This window comes from Amycolatopsis sp. DSM 110486 (genome assembly GCF_019468465.1).
Taxonomy (GTDB): Bacteria; Actinomycetota; Actinomycetes; order Mycobacteriales; family Pseudonocardiaceae; genus Amycolatopsis.
Map to the genome: position 1 here is coordinate 4,643,539 of NZ_CP080519.1, position 21,718 is coordinate 4,665,256.

General features: G+C 68.4%; 29 protein-coding genes. 14 read left to right on the forward strand and 15 right to left on the reverse strand.

From position 1 onward, the window contains the following. Positions 1 to 118: 118 nt before the first annotated feature. The gene (locus K1T34_RS22625; RefSeq protein WP_220246195.1) at positions 119 to 442 is read right to left on the reverse strand and encodes a helix-turn-helix transcriptional regulator; all 324 of its coding nucleotides are present in this window, start codon (positions 440 to 442) and stop codon (positions 119 to 121) included. A gap of 108 nt (positions 443 to 550) precedes the next feature. Here K1T34_RS22625 and K1T34_RS22630 point away from each other — a divergent pair, with 108 nt between their 5' ends. Next, the gene (locus tag K1T34_RS22630) at positions 551 to 1,750 is read left to right on the forward strand and encodes an MFS transporter (RefSeq protein WP_220246196.1); all 1,200 of its coding nucleotides are present in this window, start codon (positions 551 to 553) and stop codon (positions 1,748 to 1,750) included. Here K1T34_RS22630 and K1T34_RS22635 read toward each other — a convergent pair. Continuing rightward, entirely contained in the window at positions 1,747 to 1,929 is a 183-nt protein-coding gene (locus K1T34_RS22635; protein ID WP_220246197.1) for a DUF1918 domain-containing protein, read from the reverse strand. The genes K1T34_RS22630 and K1T34_RS22635 overlap by 4 nt on opposite strands. A gap of 74 nt (positions 1,930 to 2,003) precedes the next feature. Here K1T34_RS22635 and K1T34_RS22640 point away from each other — a divergent pair, with 74 nt between their 5' ends. Genes K1T34_RS22640 through K1T34_RS22655 form a run of 4 tightly spaced genes read left to right on the forward strand, consistent with a single transcriptional unit; the run spans position 2,004 to position 4,288 of the window. After that, positions 2,004 to 2,648, forward strand: a complete 645-nt coding sequence (locus tag K1T34_RS22640) for a spermidine synthase (RefSeq protein ID WP_220246198.1) — start codon at positions 2,004 to 2,006, stop codon at positions 2,646 to 2,648. Then, positions 2,642 to 3,208, forward strand: a complete 567-nt coding sequence (locus K1T34_RS22645) for a hypothetical protein (protein ID WP_220246199.1) — start codon at positions 2,642 to 2,644, stop codon at positions 3,206 to 3,208. The genes K1T34_RS22640 and K1T34_RS22645 overlap by 7 nt, the downstream gene beginning before the upstream one ends. Beyond that, entirely contained in the window at positions 3,198 to 3,776 is a 579-nt protein-coding gene (locus tag K1T34_RS22650) for an HhH-GPD-type base excision DNA repair protein (RefSeq protein WP_220246200.1), read from the forward strand. The genes K1T34_RS22645 and K1T34_RS22650 overlap by 11 nt, the downstream gene beginning before the upstream one ends. 29 nt (positions 3,777 to 3,805) lie before the next feature. Beyond that, positions 3,806 to 4,288 carry a hypothetical protein gene (locus K1T34_RS22655; protein ID WP_220246201.1) on the forward strand — a complete coding sequence of 161 codons (483 nt, stop codon included), beginning with the start codon at positions 3,806 to 3,808 and terminating at the stop codon, positions 4,286 to 4,288. A gap of 84 nt (positions 4,289 to 4,372) precedes the next feature. On the opposite strand, the gene K1T34_RS22660 is transcribed toward K1T34_RS22655, so the two are convergent. From K1T34_RS22660 to K1T34_RS22670, 3 genes are read right to left on the reverse strand one after another with little or no spacing between them, the layout of a single operon-like run. Then, positions 4,373 to 4,972 (reverse strand): class I SAM-dependent methyltransferase, encoded by a 600-nt coding sequence (locus tag K1T34_RS22660; protein ID WP_220246202.1) that lies wholly within the window; start codon positions 4,970 to 4,972, stop codon positions 4,373 to 4,375. A 34-nt stretch (positions 4,973 to 5,006) separates the two neighbouring features. Beyond that, positions 5,007 to 5,369 carry a DUF2203 domain-containing protein gene (locus K1T34_RS22665; protein ID WP_220246203.1) on the reverse strand — a complete coding sequence of 121 codons (363 nt, stop codon included), beginning with the start codon at positions 5,367 to 5,369 and terminating at the stop codon, positions 5,007 to 5,009. A gap of 32 nt (positions 5,370 to 5,401) precedes the next feature. After that, positions 5,402 to 5,881 carry a hypothetical protein gene (locus K1T34_RS22670; protein ID WP_255638650.1) on the reverse strand — a complete coding sequence of 160 codons (480 nt, stop codon included), beginning with the start codon at positions 5,879 to 5,881 and terminating at the stop codon, positions 5,402 to 5,404. Positions 5,882 to 6,111: 230 nt separating this feature from the next. Between K1T34_RS22670 and K1T34_RS22675 the strand changes: the two genes are divergently transcribed. Together K1T34_RS22675 and K1T34_RS22680 are read left to right on the forward strand one after the other, a co-directional pair. After that, positions 6,112 to 7,335, forward strand: a complete 1,224-nt coding sequence (locus K1T34_RS22675) for an NADP-dependent isocitrate dehydrogenase (protein WP_220246204.1) — start codon at positions 6,112 to 6,114, stop codon at positions 7,333 to 7,335. A 236-nt stretch (positions 7,336 to 7,571) separates the two neighbouring features. Continuing rightward, positions 7,572 to 7,886, forward strand: coding sequence for an SH3 domain-containing protein (locus tag K1T34_RS22680; RefSeq protein WP_255638651.1), 315 nt, complete (start codon positions 7,572 to 7,574; stop codon positions 7,884 to 7,886). Between the two features lie 30 nt (positions 7,887 to 7,916). Here the strand turns inward: K1T34_RS22680 and K1T34_RS22685 are convergent, their stop codons facing one another. The 3 genes from K1T34_RS22685 to K1T34_RS22695 form a co-directional block, all read right to left on the reverse strand. After that, on the reverse strand, positions 7,917 to 8,474 hold the full coding sequence (locus K1T34_RS22685; RefSeq protein WP_220246205.1) for a permease: 558 nt from the start codon (positions 8,472 to 8,474) through the stop codon (positions 7,917 to 7,919). 121 nt (positions 8,475 to 8,595) lie between these two features. After that, on the reverse strand, positions 8,596 to 9,165 hold the full coding sequence (locus tag K1T34_RS22690; RefSeq protein WP_220246206.1) for a TetR/AcrR family transcriptional regulator: 570 nt from the start codon (positions 9,163 to 9,165) through the stop codon (positions 8,596 to 8,598). A gap of 42 nt (positions 9,166 to 9,207) precedes the next feature. Next, a complete protein-coding gene (locus K1T34_RS22695; protein WP_220246207.1) occupies positions 9,208 to 9,948 on the reverse strand; it encodes an MBL fold metallo-hydrolase in 741 nt (246 codons plus the stop codon). A gap of 41 nt (positions 9,949 to 9,989) precedes the next feature. On the opposite strand from K1T34_RS22695, the gene K1T34_RS22700 reads away from it, so the two are divergent. After that, positions 9,990 to 10,805: an exodeoxyribonuclease III gene (locus K1T34_RS22700; protein ID WP_220246208.1), complete on the forward strand. Its 816-nt coding sequence runs from the start codon at positions 9,990 to 9,992 to the stop codon at positions 10,803 to 10,805. A 132-nt stretch (positions 10,806 to 10,937) separates the two neighbouring features. On the opposite strand, the gene K1T34_RS22705 is transcribed toward K1T34_RS22700, so the two are convergent. After that, positions 10,938 to 11,657 carry a chitinase gene (locus K1T34_RS22705; protein ID WP_220246209.1) on the reverse strand — a complete coding sequence of 240 codons (720 nt, stop codon included), beginning with the start codon at positions 11,655 to 11,657 and terminating at the stop codon, positions 10,938 to 10,940. A gap of 461 nt (positions 11,658 to 12,118) precedes the next feature. On the opposite strand from K1T34_RS22705, the gene K1T34_RS22710 reads away from it, so the two are divergent. Beyond that, positions 12,119 to 12,451 carry a hypothetical protein gene (locus K1T34_RS22710; protein ID WP_220246210.1) on the forward strand — a complete coding sequence of 111 codons (333 nt, stop codon included), beginning with the start codon at positions 12,119 to 12,121 and terminating at the stop codon, positions 12,449 to 12,451. Between the two features lie 116 nt (positions 12,452 to 12,567). After that, positions 12,568 to 13,590, forward strand: a complete 1,023-nt coding sequence (gene trpS / locus K1T34_RS22715; RefSeq protein WP_220246211.1) for a tryptophan--tRNA ligase — start codon at positions 12,568 to 12,570, stop codon at positions 13,588 to 13,590. A gap of 159 nt (positions 13,591 to 13,749) precedes the next feature. Here trpS and K1T34_RS22720 read toward each other — a convergent pair whose 3' ends face one another. Further along, positions 13,750 to 14,022 carry a hypothetical protein gene (locus K1T34_RS22720; RefSeq protein ID WP_220246212.1) on the reverse strand — a complete coding sequence of 91 codons (273 nt, stop codon included), beginning with the start codon at positions 14,020 to 14,022 and terminating at the stop codon, positions 13,750 to 13,752. Between the two features lie 131 nt (positions 14,023 to 14,153). Between K1T34_RS22720 and K1T34_RS53435 the strand changes: the two genes are divergently transcribed. The 3 genes from K1T34_RS53435 to K1T34_RS22730 are packed head-to-tail and all read left to right on the forward strand — an operon-like array spanning position 14,154 to position 15,864. Next, entirely contained in the window at positions 14,154 to 14,282 is a 129-nt protein-coding gene (locus K1T34_RS53435; protein WP_255638652.1) for a hypothetical protein, read from the forward strand. Further along, entirely contained in the window at positions 14,283 to 14,795 is a 513-nt protein-coding gene (locus K1T34_RS22725) for an AAA family ATPase (protein WP_220246213.1), read from the forward strand. 55 nt (positions 14,796 to 14,850) lie between these two features. Further along, the gene (locus tag K1T34_RS22730; protein ID WP_220246214.1) at positions 14,851 to 15,864 is read left to right on the forward strand and encodes a YhjD/YihY/BrkB family envelope integrity protein; all 1,014 of its coding nucleotides are present in this window, start codon (positions 14,851 to 14,853) and stop codon (positions 15,862 to 15,864) included. A gap of 7 nt (positions 15,865 to 15,871) precedes the next feature. Here the strand turns inward: K1T34_RS22730 and K1T34_RS22735 are convergent, their stop codons facing one another. After that, positions 15,872 to 17,098 carry a D-alanyl-D-alanine carboxypeptidase family protein gene (locus K1T34_RS22735; protein ID WP_220246215.1) on the reverse strand — a complete coding sequence of 409 codons (1,227 nt, stop codon included), beginning with the start codon at positions 17,096 to 17,098 and terminating at the stop codon, positions 15,872 to 15,874. 43 nt (positions 17,099 to 17,141) lie between these two features. Between K1T34_RS22735 and K1T34_RS22740 the strand changes: the two genes are divergently transcribed. Then, entirely contained in the window at positions 17,142 to 17,396 is a 255-nt protein-coding gene (locus K1T34_RS22740) for an SCO4848 family membrane protein (protein WP_220246216.1), read from the forward strand. A gap of 229 nt (positions 17,397 to 17,625) precedes the next feature. Here K1T34_RS22740 and K1T34_RS22745 read toward each other — a convergent pair whose 3' ends face one another. The 4 genes from K1T34_RS22745 to K1T34_RS22760 form a co-directional block, all read right to left on the reverse strand. Next, a complete protein-coding gene (locus K1T34_RS22745; RefSeq protein WP_220246217.1) occupies positions 17,626 to 18,549 on the reverse strand; it encodes a hypothetical protein in 924 nt (307 codons plus the stop codon). Positions 18,550 to 18,724: 175 nt separating this feature from the next. After that, a complete protein-coding gene (locus K1T34_RS22750) occupies positions 18,725 to 19,495 on the reverse strand; it encodes a succinate dehydrogenase iron-sulfur subunit (protein WP_220246218.1) in 771 nt (256 codons plus the stop codon). Next, positions 19,495 to 21,249, reverse strand: coding sequence for a succinate dehydrogenase flavoprotein subunit (sdhA, locus tag K1T34_RS22755; protein WP_220246219.1), 1,755 nt, complete (start codon positions 21,247 to 21,249; stop codon positions 19,495 to 19,497). Before sdhA ends, K1T34_RS22750 begins: the two co-directional genes overlap by 1 nt. A 50-nt stretch (positions 21,250 to 21,299) precedes the next feature. Further along, positions 21,300 to 21,716 (reverse strand): succinate dehydrogenase hydrophobic membrane anchor subunit, encoded by a 417-nt coding sequence (locus K1T34_RS22760; RefSeq protein WP_220246220.1) that lies wholly within the window; start codon positions 21,714 to 21,716, stop codon positions 21,300 to 21,302. Positions 21,717 to 21,718 lie beyond the last annotated feature (2 nt).

Here is a 21,718-nt window from a genome sequence, read left to right on the forward strand (position 1 = left end):
AAAAAACAAGACAGCCGTGCGGCCCCGACGCCGTCGTGCTGTCTGCACCCAGTTCAACCGATAGGGCGTGGTTTTGTCATCCCGGTATCCGGGTGAGGCTCTTCACGTAGGGCGACCGTCAGCGGCGCGCGGCGAGCACCCCGTCGAGCAAGCCTGGCGCCAGCTCGTCAAGATCGTTGCGGCGCAAGGAGTTGAACCGCGTCGTGCCTTCCTGGCGGCCGGCGATCACGCCCGCGGCACGCAGGATGCCGAGGTGGTGCGTGAGTGTGGACTTGGTCACCGGCACCTCGAGCCCGCCGCACGACACCTCGGCTTCGGTCCGGGCCAGTTGGCGCACGATCGCCAGGCGCACGGGGTCGGCGAGCGCGCGCAGCACCGACTCGACGGTCATCTCGTCGCACTCGGGGTGGACGAGCGGAGTCAGGTGCGTGGTGGCGGCCATGCGTCCATAGTACGACGTTCCTCGAAATTGTCGGGCCCGCGGTGTACGGTCGGCATCGAACTACGACGTTCGTCGAACCAATCCCGTTCACCTCTTGGGGGCACCACCATGTCCAGCGTCTCCACCTCGGGGAGCTCGCGTAACGCCGTGCTGGCGTTCGGGGCCTTCGGGGTCGGCACCAGCGGCTACATCGTCGCCGGACTGCTGCCGTCGCTCGTCTCGGAGCTGCACGTGTCGGCCACCGCCGCCGCGCAGCTCGTCACGTCGTTCGCCATCGCGTACGCGATCGGCTCGCCGCTGTTCGCCGCCGTCACCGGCCGCTGGGAGCGCCGGACGCTCCTGGTGGCCGCGCTCGTCGTCACCGGTCTCGGCAACCTGTTCGCCGCCGTCGCGCCTGGCTACACCACGCTGCTTCTCGCGCGGGTTGTCACGGCCGTCGGCGCCGCTGTCTTCACTCCGGCCGCCAGCGCCGTGGCCGCTGAGCTGACCACGCCGGAACGCCGCGGCCGCGCAGTCGCGATGGTGTTCGGCGGGCTCACAGTCGCGTTGATCTTCGGGGTGCCGCTTGGCAGCCTGGTCTCGCAGCAGTGGGACTACCAGACTGCGTTCCTGCTCGTCGGCGTGCTGTCGCTGGCCGGCGCGGTCGCCGTGCGGCTCGTGCTGCCGCGGGTCGCGCCGCCGCCCGCGGTGCGGCTGGCCGAGCGCTTCGCGGTGGCGCGCGACAAGCGCGTGGTCGCGCTGCTCGTCACCACGGTGCTCGCGTGCCTCGGCGCGTTCATGGTCTACACGCTCTCGTCGCCACTGCTCGCCGTGACGGCCGGGATCACCGGAGGCACCGTCACTGTGCTGCTGTTCTGCTACGGCATCGGCGGCGCGCTGGGCAACTACCTTGGCGGCCGCGCGGCCGACCGGTGGGGCGCGCGCGTGCCGGTGCTCCTGGTGCTGGGCGGGATGACCGTCGTGCTGGCGCTGCTGCCGTTCACGTCGGTGACCGTGGCCGGCGCGGGCGTGACGTTCTTCGTGTGGGGCACGATCACGTGGGCGATCAACCCGCCGATGCAGCACCGGCTCATCGAGCTGTCGCCCGGGCACGCCGGGCTGGCCCTCTCGCTCAACGCGTCGGCGATCTACCTCGGCGTCGGGCTCTCCGGCATCGTCGGCGGCGCCGTGCTGACGTCGGCGGGGCCGACGGTGCTGCCGGAGATCGCCGCGGTGCTGAGCGCAGTCGCGATCGCGGTGATGGTTTTCTTCTGGGAGACGCGCCGCGCTCGTCGCGTGACGGCCCGGGAAGAAGTGGCCGTCGGCTAGTCGGTGACGATCTCGCAGTCGGGCCCGGGGTACAGCAGTGCTTCGTGTCCGTCGGCGAACCGGACCACGTACGGTGGTGAGCCGTCCGGGCCTCGCACCTCGAGGATCTCGGCGCGCTGCTCGGCAGCTCCCACCGTGCGGCCGTGGACCTGGATCTCGTCTCCTACCGTCGCGTGCATGGGGTTTCACCTCCATGGTTGAGAGTAGGAGCGCTTCGCGGCCGCGTACAGGGCAGTTGTGCGAAGCTGACGGTGTGGCTGAGGTTCTGGACGTGGCCCGCGGGTTGGGCGGTGAGCTCGTGCTCCGTCGCGAAGGCGCGGCGCTCGAGGTGATCGAGAACGGTGTGTTCCTGATGGACACGCGAAACGGGGAATCCGAACGGCTTCTCGTGACCGAGGCCGCCGACCTGCTGGCGCCGGGCGCCCGTGTGCTCATCGGCGGCCTGGGGGTGGGTTTTTCATTGCGGGCGGCGCTGGATCACCCGAACGTCGGGTCGGTTGTGGTGGTGGAGCGCGAGCCGGCGGTGATCGCGTGGAACCGCACGGGCCCGCTTCGCGCGATGCACGGTGCGGCGCTGGAGGATCACCGAGTGTCGCTGGTGGAGGCGGATCTGGTGTCGTGGCTGCGTTCTTCGGGGGAAACCTTTGACGCCCTGTGCCTCGACACCGACAACGGTCCCGAGTGGACGGTGACCGAGGGCAACGCCTCGTTGTACGGCGAGTCCGGAGTGGACGGTCTGGCCCGCCTGCTGCGCCCGGGCGGCGTCTTGGCGGTGTGGAGTGCCGACGCTTCTCCTGCGTTCACGGATCGGTTGCAGGGGCGCTTCGCTGACGTACGCGTGGTGGAGGTCCCGGTGCCGCGCGGTGAACCGGACGTACTGTGGTTCGCCCGTTGCTGAGGGCGGCCGTTTCGGAGAACGCGGCGTGGTGCGACGTTTTCTGCCGCATCGGCGGAGTTTCCGGCGTCTTCGGCCCGCATGCGTGGACTTCGCCCGCGCGCACCCCGGAGTTCTACCCCGACGCGGTGACCTTGTCGCCGGACGCCACCGCCGCCGACATCTTGCCGTTCGTGGACGCTTCGGCCGGCTGCTCGGTGAAGGACAGCTTCGCGTCGCTTGAGCTGCCGGGCTTCGAGGTGGTGTTCTCGGCGACGTGGTTGCAGTTCCCGGTGCTGTCGTCGTCGGGGTGGCCCTCGTCTGCGTCACCGGACCCGTCATTCGTCCACCTCCGTGGCGCGGCCATCGCCCACCGCGGCGCGACCGCGGTCGGCCTGTGGAACTTCACCGGCGACGACTGGGCCGGCGCGGTCGCCGGCGCCGCCGCCGCGTTCCCGGGCTTGCCGATCGTCGGCTACGAACACGGCGACGAGCTGGCCTCGGCGCTGGCCTACGGCGCCATCCCGCTCGGGGAGCTGCGCGTCTGGGTCGCGACCTGCCAAAATGGACCGCATGACGCGTGAAGTGCACCTGAGCGGCGACGCCGAGGCCGACAAGCTGCTGAGCGAGGACCCGGTCGCGCTGCTCGTCGGCATGCTCCTCGACCAGCAGATCTCCATGGAGGTCGCCTTCCTCGGCCCGCGCAAGATCGCCGACCGCATGGGCGGCTTCGACGTGCGGCGCATCGCCGAGGCGGACACCGAGGACTTCGTCGAGAAGTGTGTGACGCCGCCTGCCATTCACCGCTACGGCGGGTCGATGGCACGTCGGGTGCAGGCGCTGTGCCAGGTCATCATGGAGCACTACGACGGCAATGCCGAGGCGATCTGGACTGAGGGGCGGCCCAAGCCGGACGGGCCGGAGGTGCTGAAGCGGCTCAAAGCGCTGCCCGGGTATGGGGAGCAGAAGGCCAAGATCTTTCTTGCACTGCTGGGGAAGCAGTACGGTGTGCAGCCCAAGGGCTGGCGCGAGGCGGCTGGTGCCTACGGGGACCGCGGGTCCCGCCGTTCCATCGCGGACGTGGTGAACGCCAAGACGCTGGCGGAGGTCCGGGCGTTCAAGAAGGAGCAGAAGGCGGCGGCGAAGAAGTAGCACCGCTGATCGTCGCGGCCGCGGTGTGCGTGGTCGGTACGGCGGGCGTCGCGGTGGCCCAGGCGGATCCGCAGGACGCTTTCACCTACACGTCCGAGGCCGGCGCGCACGCGTTCGTGGGCAGCTACTCGTGGGGTGCGGATCAGCTGACCGCGTGGGAGTACAACGGTGCCGTGAAGGTCGACGCCGACGGCGGCTGGGACTGGGCGCGCCTGGAGCTCAGTGCGCCCGCCGGCCGGCAACTGCAGGAAGGCTCCTACACCGGCGCACGGTTCCGGGACCAGTCTGCGCCGCAACTCGACACCCCGGGCTTCGCCGCCTTCCGTGGCACTCAGGCGGACGGCAACCAGGTCTGCGCAGACGTCGCGGACGACGCCACCGCCGACTTCACCGTCACCCGCCTCGCCCGCGCCGCCGACGGCACCATCACCGACCTCGACACAACCTTCACCCTGCACTGCTCCGGCCCCACCGGTCCCGCCACGACTGGTGCGGTCCATTTCCACCACTGATCGAACACAAGTTCCGCTTCGGCGGCCCCGGCCACCGGGCTTTGGTGGCCGGAGCCGCCGTTCCGATCAACCGCGGGTAAGCAGCTACCGAACCGCCCTCACCGCGAACACCGACCGCTCCCGTCCTCCGAGGTGGGCCTTCACCGTCTGACCCTCCGCCGACGAGAACCCCGCCGCCGTGGCCAGCGCGGCGGCCTCCTGCTCCGAGCCCGGAATCCGCAGGTCCCGGGGCATCAGCTCGGCCATCGGCCCGTCCCGCTTGAAGCGCGCCGACGAAGAGATGCTGAACGCCAGCACCCCGCCCGGTCGCAGCACCCGCGCCCAGTCGGTCAGGGCTGTGGCGCCCAGGAAGTGCAGCGCCGACGCGCACACCACCGCGTCGGCGGCGCCGTCGGCGACCGGCAGCGGCACGGCGGGACCCACCTGCCACGAGATCACGCCCGCCGGATCCAACGAAGTGGCCTTCGCGCGTGCCCGCTCGATCATCAAGGTGGAGAAGTCCACCCCGAGCACCGACGAGGGCGAAAGCCGGAGCGAAGCGAACGCTGCGGCGCCCGTGCCGGTGGCGGCGTCGACGAGCAACGCGGGGCGCGGGGGCAGGAGGGAGATCAGGGTGTCCGCCACCAGGGGGTGGAAGAGATCGTCGTCGTAACTGGCGGCCTGTTCGTCGAAGATTGAGGTCACGACAAGCACCGTATCGGCTCTGACCAGCGGTTTTTCAGCGAAGTCGACGCCGCCCCGCGAAGCCGAGGTCGACGCGGTGGTACCAGGCGAGCTCGCGGTCGCCCTCGAGCCAGCAGAGCAGGACGTCGTCGCCGTCCAAGGACGCCGGGAAGTCGACCAGAAGGGGCGCGAAGCCCTTCAGCTCGGCGCCGGTGCGTTGGACGGTGGTCATCAGCTCGTCGAGGCGGGCCTGTGCGGCCTTCCACTCCGGCAGGCCGCCGAGGGGGGTGTCGCGGCCGCCCGGGCGCAGTGATGCGGCGAGCTCGGCGGCGTCGGCGCGTACGCGGACGAGCTCGGCGAGGACCGGGAGCAGCCGGGAGAGCTCGGCGCGCGCCTCGGCCACGGTGAACAGACCCATGTGACGATGTTCTCACTGCGCCCCGAACCCCATCACCGCACAGGTCGCCGCCGCACCACCGTGGTCGCCAGACTCGTGCCGACCAGCAGGAACCCGCTGGCGAGCAGTGCACCGGAGAACAACCACGACGTCAGCCCGAACGACAGCCCGCCGCGTGGCAGCACGTCGAGCAGGTCGAAGCCCCATTCCGGCACAGCCAGCACGACGACGCCCGGCAACACACCCCACACGAGCCCGCCCAGCAGCGGACCCGACGACGACCACGCGCCCAGCGCCGCCACCAGCAGTAACAGGATCGCGCCGCCGGCGATCAGGGCGATGCCGAGTGCGTCGCGGCGCGTGCTCATCACCGCGATCAGCGTTTGCTGCCGGTAGCCGCCGTAGCTGAGCAGGCCGAGTGCGACGGGCGTGACCACGAGGCCCAGCAGCCCGCTCAGCACCCGGGGGACCGCGCGGCCGCGCGGCGGGACCGTGGCGGGTTCAAAGCTGGTGTACGGGTCGGAATACGACATAGCGTGACCTCCCGGATGAATGGTTCCCCGATGGGATGGTCGCCGACCTCACCCGGTTCCGCGACTCGCGAACGCGTGGCGTGCCCACCCGTCGGAGCCTCGCGCCAGGGGTGGAGACTTGATGCCGACCACTTCTGGAACCATCCAGCTCCGGCAAGCAGTACGCTTGTACCGCTACCGACGAAGTCGAAGAAATAACGCGAAGATCCGCGGAAGGAGCACCGCTGCTCATGGCCAAGATCAAGGTCCAGGGCACCGTCGTCGAGCTCGACGGCGATGAGATGACCCGCATTATCTGGCAGTTCATCAAGGACAAGCTGATCCACCCGTACCTGGACGTCAACCTGGACTACTACGACCTGGGCATCGAGGAGCGGGACCGCACCGACGACCAGATCACCATCGACTCCGCCAACGCCATCAAGAAGCACGGCGTCGGCGTCAAGTGCGCCACGATCACGCCCGACGAGGCGCGCGTGGAGGAGTTCGGCCTGAAGAAGATGTGGCGGAGCCCCAACGGCACCATCCGCAACATCCTCGGCGGCGTGGTCTTCCGCGAGCCGATCATCATGCAGAACGTGCCGCGTCTGGTACCGGGCTGGACCAAGCCGATCATCATCGGCCGTCACGCCCACGGCGACCAGTACAAGGCCACGGACTTCAAGGTCCCCGGCCCGGGCACGCTGACGATGACCTACACCCCGGCCGACGGCTCCGAGCCGATGGAGTTCGAGGTCACCAACTTCCCCGAGGGCGGCGGCGTCGCCATGGGGATGTACAACTACCGCAAGTCGATCGAGGACTTCGCGCGCGCGTCGCTGCAGTACGGCCTCGACCGCGGCATGCCGGTCTACCTCTCCACCAAGAACACGATCCTCAAGGCCTACGACGGCATGTTCAAGGATGTGTTCCAGGAGATCTTCGAGGCGGAGTACAAGGCCGACTTCGACGCCAAGGGCCTCACCTACGAGCACCGCCTCATCGACGACATGGTCGCCGCGGCGCTCAAGTGGGAGGGTGGCTACGTCTGGGCCACCAAGAACTACGACGGTGACGTGCAGTCCGACACCGTGGCCCAGGGCTTCGGCTCGCTCGGCCTGATGACGTCGGTGCTGCGCACGCCGGACGGCAAGACCGTCGAGGCCGAGGCCGCCCACGGCACGGTCACCCGCCACTACCGCCAGCACCAGCAGGGCAAGCCGACCTCCACGAACCCGATCGCGTCGATCTACGCGTGGACCCGGGGCCTGGAGCACCGCGGCAAGCTCGACGGCAACGCGGAGCTCATCGGCTTCTCGAACACCCTCGAGCGCGTGGTCATCGACACCGTCGAAGGCGGCAAGATGACGAAGGACCTGGCGCTGCTCGTCGGCAAGGAGCAGGCGTGGCAGACCACCGAGGAGTTCCTCGGGACGCTCGACGAGAACCTGGCCAAGAAGATCGCCCAGGGCTGATTCGAAGGCCGCACCAGCCACCGGCTGAACTGCCTTTCCCACCACCGCGAAGGGGCACCTCGGAGGAGTCTTCCGAGGTGCCCCTTCGTCGTGACTACCGGTTGTCACCAGAGGGTGACGCTGTTGGCGCCTCCGGGTGGTCTGTCCGACCGGACCTGTCGGGCGGACCCACTCCGTGTCTACCCTGGTGGAGCCCGATTTTTCGCGACTGACGTTTTGGTGACGGAGGAGCGGCCGTGATCCTGGGGTTGATACCGAAGAAGACCCTGATCATCATCGGTGTGATCGTTGCCGTGATCGTGATCTACGTCCTGAACCAGAAGGGCCAGGCCGACGCCCAGGGTTCCCCGACCGGGTGCAAGGTCGCGGTGACCGCCGACGTCCTCAACGCCCGCGAAACCCCGGACGGCAACGGCAAGATCGTCGGCAAGTACCTCAACGGCGCCGAGTTCGACGCGATGCCGGTGCAGCAGAACGGATTCCGCGAGGTCGCCAAGGACAAGTGGGTGGCGAGCAGCTTCGTGAAGCCACTCGAGGGTTCGAAGTGCTGAATGGTTTCGGCGCGAACGGGCGCTGAAGGGCTAAAGGCCCGCGAAGTCCAGCGCCACCGTGATCACGCCTGAAAGCGCCGCGATCAGCGCCAGCGTGCGCGCCTTGCGCCGGTCGCGCTTCGCCGCGGCCCGCCAGTAGAGGCCGATCCCGACCACGAGCAGCAGGACTTCCACGGTCATCGACACCGCCGGCAGCCGCCACAGGCCGAAGCCGAACGTCGGCAGGTTGCCCGCGTTGCCGGGCAGGATCGGCAGGTCGGCGCGGTGCACGACGAGGTCGAGCAGCCAGTGCGAGAACGCCACCGCGCCGAGCGTGACGCCGGCGCTGCGCCCGAGCCACCGCGCCGCGACCAGGCCGAACAGGGCGGAGAGCACGAGCGCGCCGACGAGCGAGTGGGTGTAGTCGGCGTGGATCACGCCCTCGCCGTAGCCCGTGCCGCCCGACTGATCGATGGTCTCGATTCCGGTCAGGTAGAGCGGCGTGAACACGATGTCGAGCCACGCGGTCGCGAGCATCAGCGTCCACACGGGAATGGCGGGCCGGCCGGCTTTCACGGCGGCGGCGAGCCCGAAGTGCCCGGCGATCATCTGCCGACCTTGTTCTCGGCAGGCGTGGCCTTGGCCTTGGCCTGCCAGGGGAACCGCGCGTCGGGGATTCCCAGCGCGACGGTGAACAGCAGAACGGCGAGGACGAAGGACATGGTTCTCCTCAGCTGGCGTAGTCGGTGATGCCGCGGACGAGCATCGTTTTCAGGAGCGTGAAGCTGGCGTCGACGTCTTCGGGCCGGCCGAAGCCGCCGGACGCTTCGAGGCTCGCGAAGCCGTGCACGGCCGCGCGCAGGCACCGCGTCGCGTGCACGGTCTTCGCCTGGTCGAACCCATACGGGCGAAGCACGGCGAAGGCGACTTCGGCGACGCCATGGGTGGCCTTCGCGAGCTCCTCGTCGCCCTCGTCGGGCGCGGTTTCCAGTGCGGCGACGCGGTGGGGGTGGGTGCGCAGGTACGCGCGGTAGGCGTCGGCGAGAGTCTCGATCGCGTCGTCACCGGAACGGCCGGTCGCCGCACCGCGCAACGCTTCGGTCATCTCGGCGACCACGCGCAGGTCGACCAGCCGGCGCAGGGCGGCGAGCCCGCCGACGTGCTTGTACAGCGAGGGCGTGGCGACGCCCGCGCGTTCGGCGACCTTGGCGAGGCTGAGCGCGTCGGCGCCGTCGGCGTCCACCACCTCGAGGGCGAGGGTGACGACGGCGTCCGGCGTGAGGCCGGCTCTAGGGGACATCGGGTTGGCTAACTGTCATAGCTTTAAAGCTAATCCTGTTAGCTAGTGGGCGTCAAGCTCGATGGTCAGGCCTTCGTCCGCGATGAGCACCTCGCCGTCGAACTCCCGGCGCGCCTCCGCGGCGGACACGGAACGGTCGGCGCCGGGCCAGAAGTGCGTCAGCAGCAAGGTCTGGACGCCCGCCTCGGCCGCCGTCCGCCCGGCCTCCGCGGCGGTGAGCAGGTGGCGCGGTTCGTCCGGCGGCTCGCCTTGGAGGGTGGCTTCGCAGATGAGCAGCTCGGCGTCGCGCGCCAGCTCCACGAGCAGCCGCGACGGGCCGGTGTCGCCGGAGTACGCGACGGTGCCGTGCGGCGAGCTCAGCCGCACGCCGTGGTTGGGCACGTGGTGGGGGAGCGGCGTGGAGGTGAGCTGCCAGGGGCCGACGGTTTCGGGCCGCGCGAAGGTGCGGATGTCGAAGATCGTGGCCGGGTGCGGGCGCGGCTCGGCGGCTTCGAGGCGGCGCAGGACGCCGGGGGCGCAGTGCAGCGGCAAGCGCTGGTCCTCGACGGTGTAGTGCCACGCGCGGCTGAGCGCGGTGAGGTCCGCGATGTGGTCGGGGTGCTCGTGGGTGATCACGACGGCGTCGAGGTCTCTCGCGGCGACGTGCGTGAAGAGCCGGCTCGCCGCGCCGTACCCGAGATCGAGCACGATGTGGTGGTTTCGTTGTGAGAGAAGGAATCCCGCGCACGCGCGGCCGGGTTCGGGCCAGGCGCCGCAGCTGCCGAGCACGGTGAGTCGCGCCATGCGCGCAGTCTGGCACAGGATTGTCGGACCCGGCGGGTAGCGTGCGCGGGGTGCTGACCGTCTCCACCGTGAATGTCAACGGCCTGAGGGCCGCCGTGAAGAAGGGCTTCGTCGAGTGGCTCGCCACCACGAAGGCCGACGTCGTCGCCTGCCAGGAGGTGCGGGCCGAGGCCGCGCAGCTGCCCGCGCACGTGGTCGAACCGGAGGGTTGGTTCGCCGCCCACGCGCCCTCGGTTGCGAAGGGGCGAAACGGCGTCTCGCTCTACAGCCGCGTCGAGCCCGACGAAGTGCGCGTCGGCTTCGGCGAGCCCGAGTTCGAGGACAGCGGGCGCTACCTCGAGATGCACTTGCCGGGCGTCGTCGTCGCGAGCCTGTACCTGCCGAGCGGCGATGTCGGCACCGAGCGCCAGGACGAGAAGGAGCGCTTCATGGCGGCCTTCCTGCCCTACCTCGGCGAGCTGCGCGCCAAGTCCGCCGCGGCCGGCCGCGAGGTCGTGGTGGTGGGCGACTGGAACATCGCCTACGACACCGTCGACCTGAAGAACTGGAAGGGCAACCACAAGAATTCGGGCTTCCTGCCCGAAGAACGCGCCTGGCTCGGCCGCGTCTTCGAAGAGGCTGGCTACGCCGACGTGCAACGCCGCCTCCACGACGGCCCGGGCCCCTACACCTGGTGGTCCTACCGCGGCCAGGCCTTCGACAACGACTCCGGCTGGCGCATCGACTGCCAGCTCGCCACCCCGGCCCTGGCCGACGCCGTACAGTCGGTCGTCGTGGAGCGCGCCGCCACCTACGCCGAACGCTGGTCCGACCACGCCCCCGTCACGGCGACGTACGACGTGCCTTTCCCGCGCTGATCTCTCACCGAAGCGCGGTGCGGCCCCGGCCCCGGCGCCGGTTTCGCCGCCGCCGAGGCTGATTTCCTTACCTGCCAAGCAGAAGGGCCCCTCAGCCGCCACCGAGGGGCCCTGCCGGCAACCTCGGCAGCGTCAGCAGCTGAGGTTGCCACCCGGGTCGACGCCCAGGATGCCGGTGATCTTGTTGTACGCGTCGATGCGGCTCTGGACCTGGGCGGGGTTGCCGCCGTTGCATTCGATGGAGCCGTTGATGCTGCGGATCGTCTCGCCGAAGCCGCGGCCGTTGACCATGGCGTCGTGCGGGGTCATGGTGCCGGGGCCGGACTGGGTGTTCCAGTACCAGAGGCCGGTTTTCCAGGCGACGGCCGAGTCGTTCTGCACGAGGTTAGGGTTGTTCAGCAGGTCGATGCCGAGCGCGTCGCCCGCGGCTTTGTAGTTGAAGTTCCAGCTGAGCTGGATCGGGCCGCGCCCGTAGTACGCGGCGGTGCCCGCGGGGCAGCCGTACGACTGGCTCGTGTCGCAGTAGTGCGGGTAGTTCGCGGTGTTCTGCTCCACGATGTACACCAGGCCACCGGTTTCGTGGCTCACGTTCGCGAGGAACGCCGCGGCTTCCTGCTTCTTCACGGTGTCACTGCCGGAATTCGCGAAGCCGGGGTATGCGCCGAGCGCGTTGGTCAGTCCACTGTAGCTGTAGAACGAGTTCCGGCCCGGGAACATCTGGTTGAACTGCGACTCGCTGACTACGAAGCTCGCGGCCGGCGCGGCATTCGCAACCGTGGTGGCCGGCACGAGCACCGTGATCGCGGCCGCGGCGGCCATCCCGACGGCGGTGAGGATCCTTCGGAGAGACATGGGCTCACTCCTTTGTTCGCCCCTGAAGTGGTCTACACCACAGAGGTATAGACCAATCGCTCGGGAGAAAACAGGGCCCAGTGTCGTGATTCGGTCAAGAAGACGCGATCAGACCAACAAGGTTGGTTAATAACTTGCTGTCCGTAGTTCGTCGCCGCCAAACGGGTGAACGTTTTTCACATTTTGCTCGCGCCGCGCGACCGGAACCGGACTAAGCCGACACTCGTGACAGCCGTTCGGGCGACCTCGGCGGCCCGAAAAACCGGCGAGAGAGCGCTGACCACCGGTGACACCGTCAGCCCGGGGGTGGTCACCTGCCCTCCCCGGACGGGCGCTAGTCTCGGCGCCCGAGTTGATCAGAACCGACAGGTCTTGACACGCTCGGTAGTTTTTTCACTGTATGACTCATCCTTACGGGTGAGAGATCTCGCCAGGAACATCACTTCGCGGGAGGCACTCCGGTGCGCAACCCAGGTCATCTCCTGTTGCGGTGCACGCTGCGCTCGGCCCGGTCGGCGACGCTCGTCGTGCTGCCGGCCGTCCTGCTGCTCGCGGGCAGCGGCACGGCGCTCGCCGACGACAGCGTCGTCCGTGCGGAGACCCCTTCGGCAGGCTTCGGCATCCTCGGCCCCGTCGGGCTGGTCGCCGTGGCGCTGGGCATCGTCGGCATGGCCCTCGGCGTCCTGCGCCAGCGCCGCAAGACGCGCGCGGCGACCGCGACGGCCCTGCCCACCCCTGAGCCTGCCGACACCGAGGAGCCCACCCGGCCCCTCGCGCCGATCCAGCACCCCTAGCAACGCCCTGGAAACGCCCTGGCACCCCGCCGGAAGCCCCACTGAGAACCCCCGCCGAGCGCTCCAGAGAGACCTCCCTGTGACCCGCCTCTCCGGCTCCTGAAAGAATCGCCGACGTGTCCGACGAACAGAACGGGCGCCTGCGGGTGCTTTCCGGGATCCAGCCGACGGCCGACTCGTTCCACCTCGGCAACTACCTCGGCGCCCTGCGGCAGTGGGTGAAGCTGCAGGACACGCACGAGACCTTCTACTGCGTCGTCGACCTGCACGCCATCACGGTGGAGCAGGACCCGAAGGTGCTGCTGGAGCGCACGCGGCGTTCGGCCGCGCAGCTGCTCGCGATCGGCGTCGACCCTGACCGAAGTGCCCTGTTCGTCCAGAGTCACGTGCCCGAACACGCGCAGCTCGGCTGGGTGCTCGAGTGCCAGACCGGTTTCGGCGAGGCCAGCCGGATGACGCAGTTCAAGGACAAGTCGGCCAAACAGGGCGCCGACCGCGCCAGTGTGGGCCTGTTCACGTACCCGATCCTGCAGGCCGCCGACATCCTGCTCTACCAGGCCAACGCCGTGCCGGTGGGCGAGGACCAGCGCCAGCACCTGGAGCTCACGCGCAACCTCGCGCAGCGCTTCAACAACCGTCTCGGCAAGACGTTCACGGTGCCCGAGCCCTACATCGTCAAGGACACCGCGAAGATCTACGACCTGCAGGACCCGACGGCGAAGATGAGCAAGTCGGCGTCCGCGGCCAACGGTCTCGTCGAGCTGCTCGAAGACCCCAAGCGCTCGGCCAAGAAGATCCGCTCCGCCGTGACCGACACCGGCCGCGAGGTCAAGTTCGACGCGGAGAACAAGGCCGGCGTCTCCAACCTGCTGAGCATCTACTCGGCGCTCACCGAGCGCTCGATCGCCGACCTCGAAGCGGCGTACGAGGGCAAGGGCTACGGCGACCTGAAGAAGGACCTCGCCGAGGTACTCGTCGAGTGGGTCACGCCGCTGCAGGCAAGCGTCCAGTCCTATTTGGACGACGTCGCCGAGCTCGACAAGGTTCTTGCCCGCGGTGCGCAGCGTGCCCGGGAGGTGGCAGCGCCCACGCTCGCCACCGTGTACGAGCGGTTGGGCTTCCTGCCTGCCTCTCGCTGATCGAGCTTTTGTCCGGGGGATAAAAGTGAAGACACGTCGGCCGGACCCGAACTCCGTCAACTTCGAGCGCACCTACCTCGTGGGCGACGGCAAGGGTCCGCTCGACACCTCGGCCATCACGTACTCCAAGGCCGACGGGCTGGCGCTCAACAAGTGCGCCTACGCCCTGGAGTCGAAGGACGGCACGCTGCAGGAGAGCCTGGCCGTCGCGGTGTCGCAGCCCGCGTACGTGCCTCCCGTGGCCGACACGCCGGCTGCGTTCGCCGGCGCACCGGCGAGCATCACGCTCGGCCCGGTCCACGCGTATTCGAAGCGCCGCCCGGTCCCAGCGCCCGATGCTTCGGGCCAGGTCACCGTGATCCTCGGCGACACCGTGGCGAGCTTCGACTTCGACCTCAAGGGCAACGGCAGCGCCGGCAAGCTGCAGGACATCGCCAAGCGCGTGATGCAGAACCTCGAGAAGCAGGCAAACGCGCCGGCCGGCCCGAGCATCGTCGGCTACTCGAGCCCGGTCTTCCCGGAACCCGGTCGCGCAGCCGTGCCCGCTGCTCACAGCCGACGTGGTGAGCCCCGCCATCGGCACCGACGCGTCGCCGCACGACGGCCACCCCAATGGCAGCACCCTCGCCGAGGCCAACAGCCTGCTGGTGCCCGCCGGCCAGAAGATCGCCCAGGGTTTTCAGGGGACGTAAGTGCGACTGATCGTCCTCAACGGACCACCCGCCATCGGCAAGTCGACGTTGGCGGAGCGGTTCGCGGAGGACCACTCGCCGACGCTGAACCTCGACGTCGACCGCGTGCGCTCGCTCGTCGGCGGCTGGCGCGCGCAGCCGAAAGAGTCCGGCCTGGCGGCGCGCGCGTTGGCTCTCGCCGCCGCCCGCGCGCACCTCACCGCGGGCCACGACGTCGTCGTCCCGCAGCTGCTCGCGCGCGCGGATTTCCTGCTGCAGCTGGAAGAACTGGCCCACGACGTCGGCGCTTCGTTTCATGAACTCGTGCTCTGGGACACCCGCGAAAACGTCCTCAGCCGCTTCGCCTCGCGCATGCCCGGGCCGCATCACCACGACACGACCGCGGCCGATGTCGCCGCGTTCTATGGCCGCCTCGAATCCCTCCTCGCCGACCGGCCGCGGGCACGGGTCATCACGACGTCGGCCGGTCGCGACGACGACGCCTACCGAGCGGTGCTCGCCGCCCTGGACTGACCCCCGGGTACCCGCTCGCGTTGCGGCTATCACCCACCGTGGTTAGCGTTTTACGGTGGCGAACAAGACTGGTGACCAGGAAAAGCTGCTGCCTCGGCTGCGGCGGAAGTACCCGTGGCTGGATCACCTGATCCGAGCCAACGAATCCTTCGGCGAGAACTACGGCAACCACTACGCCGCCGCCATCACGTACTTCAGCGTGCTGGCGGTTTTCCCGATCTTCATGGTGGCGTTCGCGATCGTGGGCATGGTCGTGGGCGGCGACCCGGCGGTGATCGCCCAGATCACCAACGGCATCAAGAGTTCCGTGCCTGAGGCGTTGCAGGGGCTCGTGACGCAGATCGTCGACGCGGCGATCAAGTCGGGCAGCGGCATCGGGATCTTCGGTCTGCTCCTGGCGCTCTACTCGGGCATCGGCTGGATGTCGAACCTGCGCGACGCGCTCACGGCGCAGTGGGGGCAGGAGAAGAAGCCGCAGCCGATCGTGTCGACGACGATCAAGGACCTGCTGTCGCTCGTCGGGCTCGGCGTGGCGCTGATCGTGTCGTTCGCGGTGACCGCCGCGGGCGGCGGGGTGGGGCAGTACCTGCTCGAGCTCGTCGGCCTGGAGCACGAGACCTGGGCGGTCTGGGTGCTGCGGGTGGCCACGATCATCCTCGGCCTGGCGGCCAACACGCTCGTGTTCCTGTGGGTCATCGCGCGGCTGCCGCGCGAGCACGTGGCCATGCGCAGTGCGGTGAAGGGCGCGATCGTCGCCGCGATCGGGTTCGTCATCCTGCAGCAGGTGGCGTCGATCTACCTGGCGAGCGTGACGAAGTCGCCGGCGGCGGCGATCTTCGGGCCGATCATCGGTCTGCTCGTGTTCGCGAACCTCGTGTCGCGGTTCATCCTCATGGTCACGGCCTGGACCGCGACCGCGAAGGAGAACCAGCGCAAGGTCGTGCGGCCGCCGGCGCCGGTGCTGCTGGAGCCGCGCGTGACCGTCCAACGCGGGTTCGGTCTGGGCACGGCCGCGGGCGTGTTCGGCGTGGGTGCGCTGCTCGGCTGGGTGGGGCGCCGGCGGGACTAGGCCCGATCTACTGCTGGGCCTGCTTCTTGCGCTGGTGGCCGATCACGAACCCGCCGATGATGATCAGGGCGACCACCAGCGTGAGGATCCAGCCCGTGGTGCCGAACGGGTCTTCCTTCGCGGGCGCGGCCGACGATGCGGCGCCGGCGGCGACGTTCGCCGGGGGACCGGGCGGCGCCGTGGCCACGAGGGCCTCGTACGCGATGCGCCCGACAGGCTCGGCGTGGTCGGCTTCGAGCGCGAAGCCGTAGTCGAGCAGCTTGCCCGCCTGGTCCACGACCTTCGTGGGCCGCTGCTCGGCGCGCATCATCACCACGGCGAGGCGGCGGCCGTCCTTTTCCGCGGCGCCGACGTAGGTGTGGCGGGCGTCGTCGGTGAAGCCCGTTTTGCCGCCGAGGAAGCCGGGATAGACGCCGAGGAGCTTGTTGTCGTTGTAGACCGGAATGGCGGGTTTGCCGCCCGCCGCCGGAATCGTGTACGACTTCGTGGCCACGGCCTGCGCGATCTCCTGCTGCTTCATCGCGTAGTGGAAGATCAGGCTCAGGTCGTAGGCCGAGGTCGACATTCCGGGCCCGTCGAGGCCCGACGGCGTCGCCGCGCGCGTATCCGTGGCGCCGATGCGCTTGGCCAGCAGGTTCATCTTCGTGGTCGCGATGTCGACCCCGCCGAGCGCGGTCGCGAACGCGTGGGCGACATCGTTGCCCGAGTGCATCAGCAGGCCGTGCAGCAGCTGGTCGACGGTGTAGCTCGCACCCGCCACGATGCCGACGCAGGTGCACTCCTGCTCGGCGTCCTCCTTCGTGGGCACCACGATCTGGTCGGGCTTCATCTCGCTGGTGACGACGAGCGCGAGCAGCGTCTTGATGAGCGACGCCGGCCGCTCCCGCGCGTGCGGGTTCTTCGCCGCGACGACGTCGCCGGTGTCGAGGTCCTGCACCACCCATGACGCGGCCGTGTTGCCGTCCGGTGGGTTGAGCGCGCCGTCGGGCAGGATCATCCCGCAGCCGCCCATGCGCAGCCCCCCGACGGGCTCCACGGGCACCGGCAAAGGCGGCGGGGTCGGCTGCCCGGGCGCCGGCTTCTCCGACGTGTCCACCGGCGCGGGCGGCGCGGCCTGGTCCTGACAGGGCTGAGCCTGGGCTACGGCTGCCGTCGGGCCGATTCCACCGCCGAACAGCCCAATGGCCACCACTGCGACGAGAACCGGGAGCGACCGGGAGAAAACGCTGTGCACCCACGCAATCTAGCGGCGCGAGCCCGGTTGCATACTCAGGGGCATGCGCATTTCGCGAGGTACTGCGGTCTTCCTGCTGTTGTTCGGCGTGTGGTCCTGGATCATCTGGATCACCTTCGCCAAGAACCTCTGGGCCAGCTCCCAGTCCTGGTCAGCCGATGGTTCCCCCACGGCGTACTTCATCGTGCACGCGGTGCTCACGGTGGTGTCCTTCGTGCTGGGCACGATCATCGGGGTGCTGGGCTGGCGCGCGCTGCGCTCCACCCGATCGAAGGAACGATCTTCGGGCGATTCCTGAGTCAGGGGCGGGTGGCTCGGCGGTCGCCGGATACGGCCGTCCGCCGGTATGACAGGGGAGCGCGAATGGAGTAGTGTCAGCGCTCACGCGAGCCCTTCCAGCGTCGGCTCGCATTACCCGAATGGAATTTGTATGTCCGGCGGTTCCGAAACGGGTGGCAACTGATCGGTTGTTCCGGTCGCACACCCGAAAAACCCGGAGTCCGCACTCCGGGTTTTTTTTATGACCGTCATAAATCGGGTGAATAGTCGGCGATGAACCCCATGTACTGAGCCATTTTCGGATTCGCCGCGGAGAACTCCACGATCACGTCCTTGCCCTGCCGGAGCCGCCGCAGTCCTTGTGCGCCCTGGTTTCGCACGACGAAGGCCGAGTCGCGCTTGACGTTGCGGAAGATCACCCGGTGCTCGAACTTGCTGATTTCTTTGCGGAACATCACGTCGAACGATTCCGGTTCGGCGCCCGACATCAGGTCCACCGAGTACCTCGGCCAAATCCATTCCACGGTGACCACGTCGCCTTCCTGAACGATCGTGCCGAGGTGGATATAGATGTCCAGTTTCGGTTTTCCGTTCGCGGAGGTGGACCAGATCGAAGTCGCGTTGGCGCGGGTCTTCTGGTCGATGTCTTCGGGCCCGGCGTGGAAAGCCTTGTACTGCACCAATCGACGGGCCCGCTCGGACATCGGCGTGGTTCCGTAGTACACGAGATTCACGGACAGGTAACGCGGGACGTTGTCGTTCGCCTCGTGGAGCACGAGCACGCGCCGGCAGAACGCGTCGCCGTTGTCCTCAATGGTCACTTCCTGCATCCACTCCTGCACGGCGATGGGCTTGCGCGTGCGCCCGGCGAGCGCGTCGGCGTACCGGTGCAGCAGCTCCTCACTGTGCTGCGCCTGGGTGCGGAGTTTGTGGGTGCCGGCGAAGGAGATCGCACTGGCGATCACGAACAGCCCACCCGCGATGCTGGCGAACGTCGTGCGCAACCACTCCATGCCGAGCACCTCGCCGAGCAGGCCCACGCTGCCGAGCATGGCGACCGCCGCCGCGAACACCCGCAAGTAGCCATGTCGGAACACGAGTTCTTCGACATCTGCGATGAACCGTGCCAAGTGTTGGGAAAGCACCTTACGTAGTTCCGCACCAGCACTCATCTGTTCGTTCCCCGTCGCACGACCGTCCGAGTCATCGGTAACTCGTCAGGCTAGTCCCATCACGCACAGTCGCCCTAGCGCCGTTCAGGGGAGTTTTGTCCGCCTTGGCTGCAAATCGGCAACGAAAAGGCCCCCATCCGGCGAACCGGACGGGGGCCTCTCCGCAACGAATTTCTCAGACGCGCTTGAACAAAAGTGCGCGCTTCACTTCCTGAATCGCCTTCGTCACCTGGATCCCACGTGGGCAAGCGTCCGTGCAGTTGAACGTCGTCCGGCAGCGCCACACGCCCTCGGAGTCGTTCAGGATGTCCAGCCGCTCCTCGGCCGCGTCGTCGCGGGAGTCGAAGATGAAGCGGTGCGCGTTGACGATCGCGGCCGGACCGAAGTACGAGCCGTCGTTCCAGTAGACCGGGCACGACGACGTGCAGCAGGCGCAGAGGATGCACTTGGTGGTGTCGTCGAAGCGGTCGCGGTCGGCCTGGGACTGGATGCGCTCGCGGGAGGGCTCGTGGCCGTAGTTGATGAGGTACGGCTTGACCGACCGGTAGGCCTCGAAGAACGGATCCATGTCGACGTAGAGGTCCTTCAACGTCGTCAGGCCCTTGATCGGGGCGATCGAGATGACGGTCTTCTTGCCGTCCTTCTCGAGCAGGTCCTTCATGAGCACCTTGCAGGCCAAACGGTTGATGCCGTTGATCTGCATGGCGTCGGAGCCGCACACGCCATGGGCGCACGACCGGCGGAACGAGAACGTGCCGTCGATGTAGTCCTTGACGTAGAACAGCAGGTTCAGCAGCCGGTCGGTGCGCTGCGCCGGGACGTCGTAGGACTCCCAGTGCGGCTCGGTGTCGACCTCGGGGTTGAAGCGCAGGATCTTCAGCGTGACCGTGATCGGCGTGTGGTCCTGCGAGGCCGCGGGTGCTTCTTCGGTGGTTGCCGCAGTCATCAGTACTTCCGCTCCATCGGCTCGTAACGCGTGAAGGTCACCGGCTTGTAGTCGAGGCGGATGTCCGACGACAGCCCCTCGCCCTGCTTGTAGGCCATGGTGTGGCGCATGAAGTTCGTGTCGTCGCGGTTGGGGTAGTCCTCGCGGGCGTGGCCGCCGCGCGACTCCTTGCGCGCCAGGGCGCCCACGATCAGGACCTCGGCCAGTTCGAGCAGGAAGCCCAGCTCAACGGCCTCGAGCAGGTCGGTGTTGTACCGCTTGCCCTTGTCCGACACGGTGATCCGCGTGTACCGCTCCTTCAGCGCCTGGATGTCGGTCAGCGCCTGCTTGAGCGTGTCCTCGGTGCGGTACACCGAGGCGTGCGAGTCCATCGTCTGCTGCATTTCCTTGCGGATGTCGGCGACGCGCTCGTCACCGTGCTCCGACAGCAGGCCCGACAGCTGCTCCTCGACCAGCTTGGTCGGCAGCTCCGGAAGCTCGACGTGCTCGTGGGCCAGCGCGTACTCCGCGGCCGCGATGCCGGCGCGGCGGCCGAACACGTTGATGTCCAGCAGCGAGTTGGTGCCCAGGCGGTTCGAGCCGTGCACCGACACGCACGCGACCTCGCCGGCCGCGTACAGGCCCGGGATCACGTTCTCGTTGTCGCGCAGCGCTTCGCCGTGGATGTTGGTCGGGATGCCGCCCATCACGTAGTGGCAGGTCGGGAACACCGGCACCGGCTCCTTCACCGGGTCGACGCCCAGGTAGGTGCGCGAGAACTCGGTGATGTCCGGCAGCTTGGTCTCGAGGACCTCCACCGGCAGGTGCGTCACGTCGAGGACCACGTAGTCCTTGTTCGGGCCCATGCCGCGGCCCTGCAGCACCTCCTGGACCATCGAGCGGGCGACGATGTCGCGCGGCGCGAGGTCCTTGATGGTGGGGGCGTAGCGCTCCATGAACCGCTCGCCCTCGGAGTTGCGCAGGATCCCGCCTTCGCCGCGGACGGCTTCGGAGATCAGGATGCCCAGGCCCGCGAGGCCGGTCGGGTGGAACTGGAAGAACTCCATGTCCTCCAGCGGCAGGCCCTTGCGGAAGATGATGCCGAGGCCGTCACCGGTGAGGGTGTGCGCGTTCGACGTCGTCTTGAAGATCTTGCCCGCGCCGCCGGTGGCGAACACGATGGACTTGGCCTGGAACACGTGCAGCTCGCCGGTGGCCAGCTCGTAGGCCACGACGCCCGACGCGATCGGGTTGCCGTTCTCGTCCTCGCTGGTCACGAGGTCGAGCACGTAGAACTCGTTGAAGAACTCCGTGCCGTACTTGACGCAGTTTTGGTACAGCGTCTGCAGGATCATGTGGCCGGTGCGGTCCGCGGCGTAGCAGGCGCGGCGCACGGCCGCCTTGCCGTGGTCACGGGTGTGGCCGCCGAAGCGGCGCTGGTCGATCTTGCCCTCGGGCGTGCGGTTGAACGGCAGGCCCATCTTCTCGAGGTCGAGGACCGCGTCGATGGCCTCCTTGGCCATGATCTCCGCGGCGTCCTGGTCGACGAGGTAGTCACCGCCCTTGACGGTGTCGAAGGTGTGCCACTCCCAGTTGTCCTCTTCGACGTTCGCCAGCGCGGCGCACATGCCGCCCTGCGCGGCGCCGGTGTGGGACCGCGTGGGGTACAGCTTGGTGAGGACCGCGGTGCGGGCGCGCTGGCCGGACTCGATGGCCGCGCGCATGCCGGCGCCGCCGGCGCCGACGATCACCACGTCGTACTTGTGGAACTGCATAGGGATTGCTCCGCTTATCAGGAATCGAGCACTGTGTGTGGTGGGTGCGCCTAGCTGGCGGGCATCTCGGGGTCGAACGTGAAGATCACCAGCGTGCCGACGGCCAGGATCAGGACCATCGAGACGTACAGCAGGATCTTCAGCCAGAACCGCGTGGAGTCCTTGCGGGCGTAGTCGTCGATGATCGTGCGCAGGCCGTTGCCGCCGTGGATCTCGGCGAGCCACAGCATCGCGAGGTCCCAGAACTGCCAGAACGGCGAAGCCCAGCGGCCGGCGACGAAGCCCCAGTTGATGCGGTGCACACCGCCGTCGAGGATGTTCATGATCAGCAGGTGGCCCAGCACCAGGATGATCAGCGCGAGGCCCGAGATGCGCATGAACAGCCAGCTGTAGAGCTCGAAGTTGCTGCGGCGGGCCGCCGGGCGCTTCGGGGTGCGCGGCGATTCGATGACGAGCGAGTCGGCCATGG

Bases quoted from the DNA above. Each gene is read 5' to 3' on its own strand.
- K1T34_RS22670 (WP_255638650.1), bottom strand. From the start codon at position 5,881: ATGTCGTATTCCGACCCGTACACCAGCTTTGAACCCGCCACGGTCCCG.
- K1T34_RS22705 (WP_220246209.1), bottom strand. From the start codon at position 11,657: ATGTCTCTCCGAAGGATCCTCACCGCCGTCGGGATGGCCGCCGCGGCC.
- K1T34_RS22720 (WP_220246212.1), bottom strand. From the start codon at position 14,022: ATGTCCTGCAGCTTGCCGGCGCTGCCGTTGCCCTTGAGGTCGAAGTCG.
- K1T34_RS22635 (WP_220246197.1), bottom strand. From the start codon at position 1,929: ATGCACGCGACGGTAGGAGACGAGATCCAGGTCCACGGCCGCACGGTG.
- K1T34_RS22630 (WP_220246196.1), top strand. From the start codon at position 551: ATGTCCAGCGTCTCCACCTCGGGGAGCTCGCGTAACGCCGTGCTGGCG.
- K1T34_RS22760 (WP_220246220.1), bottom strand. From the start codon at position 21,716: ATGGCCGACTCGCTCGTCATCGAATCGCCGCGCACCCCGAAGCGCCCG.
- K1T34_RS22665 (WP_220246203.1), bottom strand. From the start codon at position 5,369: ATGGGTCTGTTCACCGTGGCCGAGGCGCGCGCCGAGCTCTCCCGGCTG.
- K1T34_RS22750 (WP_220246218.1), bottom strand. From the start codon at position 19,495: ATGACTGCGGCAACCACCGAAGAAGCACCCGCGGCCTCGCAGGACCAC.
- K1T34_RS22745 (WP_220246217.1), bottom strand. From the start codon at position 18,549: ATGAGTGCTGGTGCGGAACTACGTAAGGTGCTTTCCCAACACTTGGCA.
- K1T34_RS22740 (WP_220246216.1), top strand. From the start codon at position 17,142: ATGCGCATTTCGCGAGGTACTGCGGTCTTCCTGCTGTTGTTCGGCGTG.
- K1T34_RS22690 (WP_220246206.1), bottom strand. From the start codon at position 9,165: ATGTCCCCTAGAGCCGGCCTCACGCCGGACGCCGTCGTCACCCTCGCC.
- K1T34_RS22685 (WP_220246205.1), bottom strand. From the start codon at position 8,474: ATGATCGCCGGGCACTTCGGGCTCGCCGCCGCCGTGAAAGCCGGCCGG.
- sdhA (WP_220246219.1), bottom strand. From the start codon at position 21,249: ATGCAGTTCCACAAGTACGACGTGGTGATCGTCGGCGCCGGCGGCGCC.
- K1T34_RS22675 (WP_220246204.1), top strand. From the start codon at position 6,112: ATGGCCAAGATCAAGGTCCAGGGCACCGTCGTCGAGCTCGACGGCGAT.
- K1T34_RS22695 (WP_220246207.1), bottom strand. From the start codon at position 9,948: ATGGCGCGACTCACCGTGCTCGGCAGCTGCGGCGCCTGGCCCGAACCC.
- K1T34_RS22650 (WP_220246200.1), top strand. From the start codon at position 3,198: ATGACGCGTGAAGTGCACCTGAGCGGCGACGCCGAGGCCGACAAGCTG.
- K1T34_RS22625 (WP_220246195.1), bottom strand. From the start codon at position 442: ATGGCCGCCACCACGCACCTGACTCCGCTCGTCCACCCCGAGTGCGAC.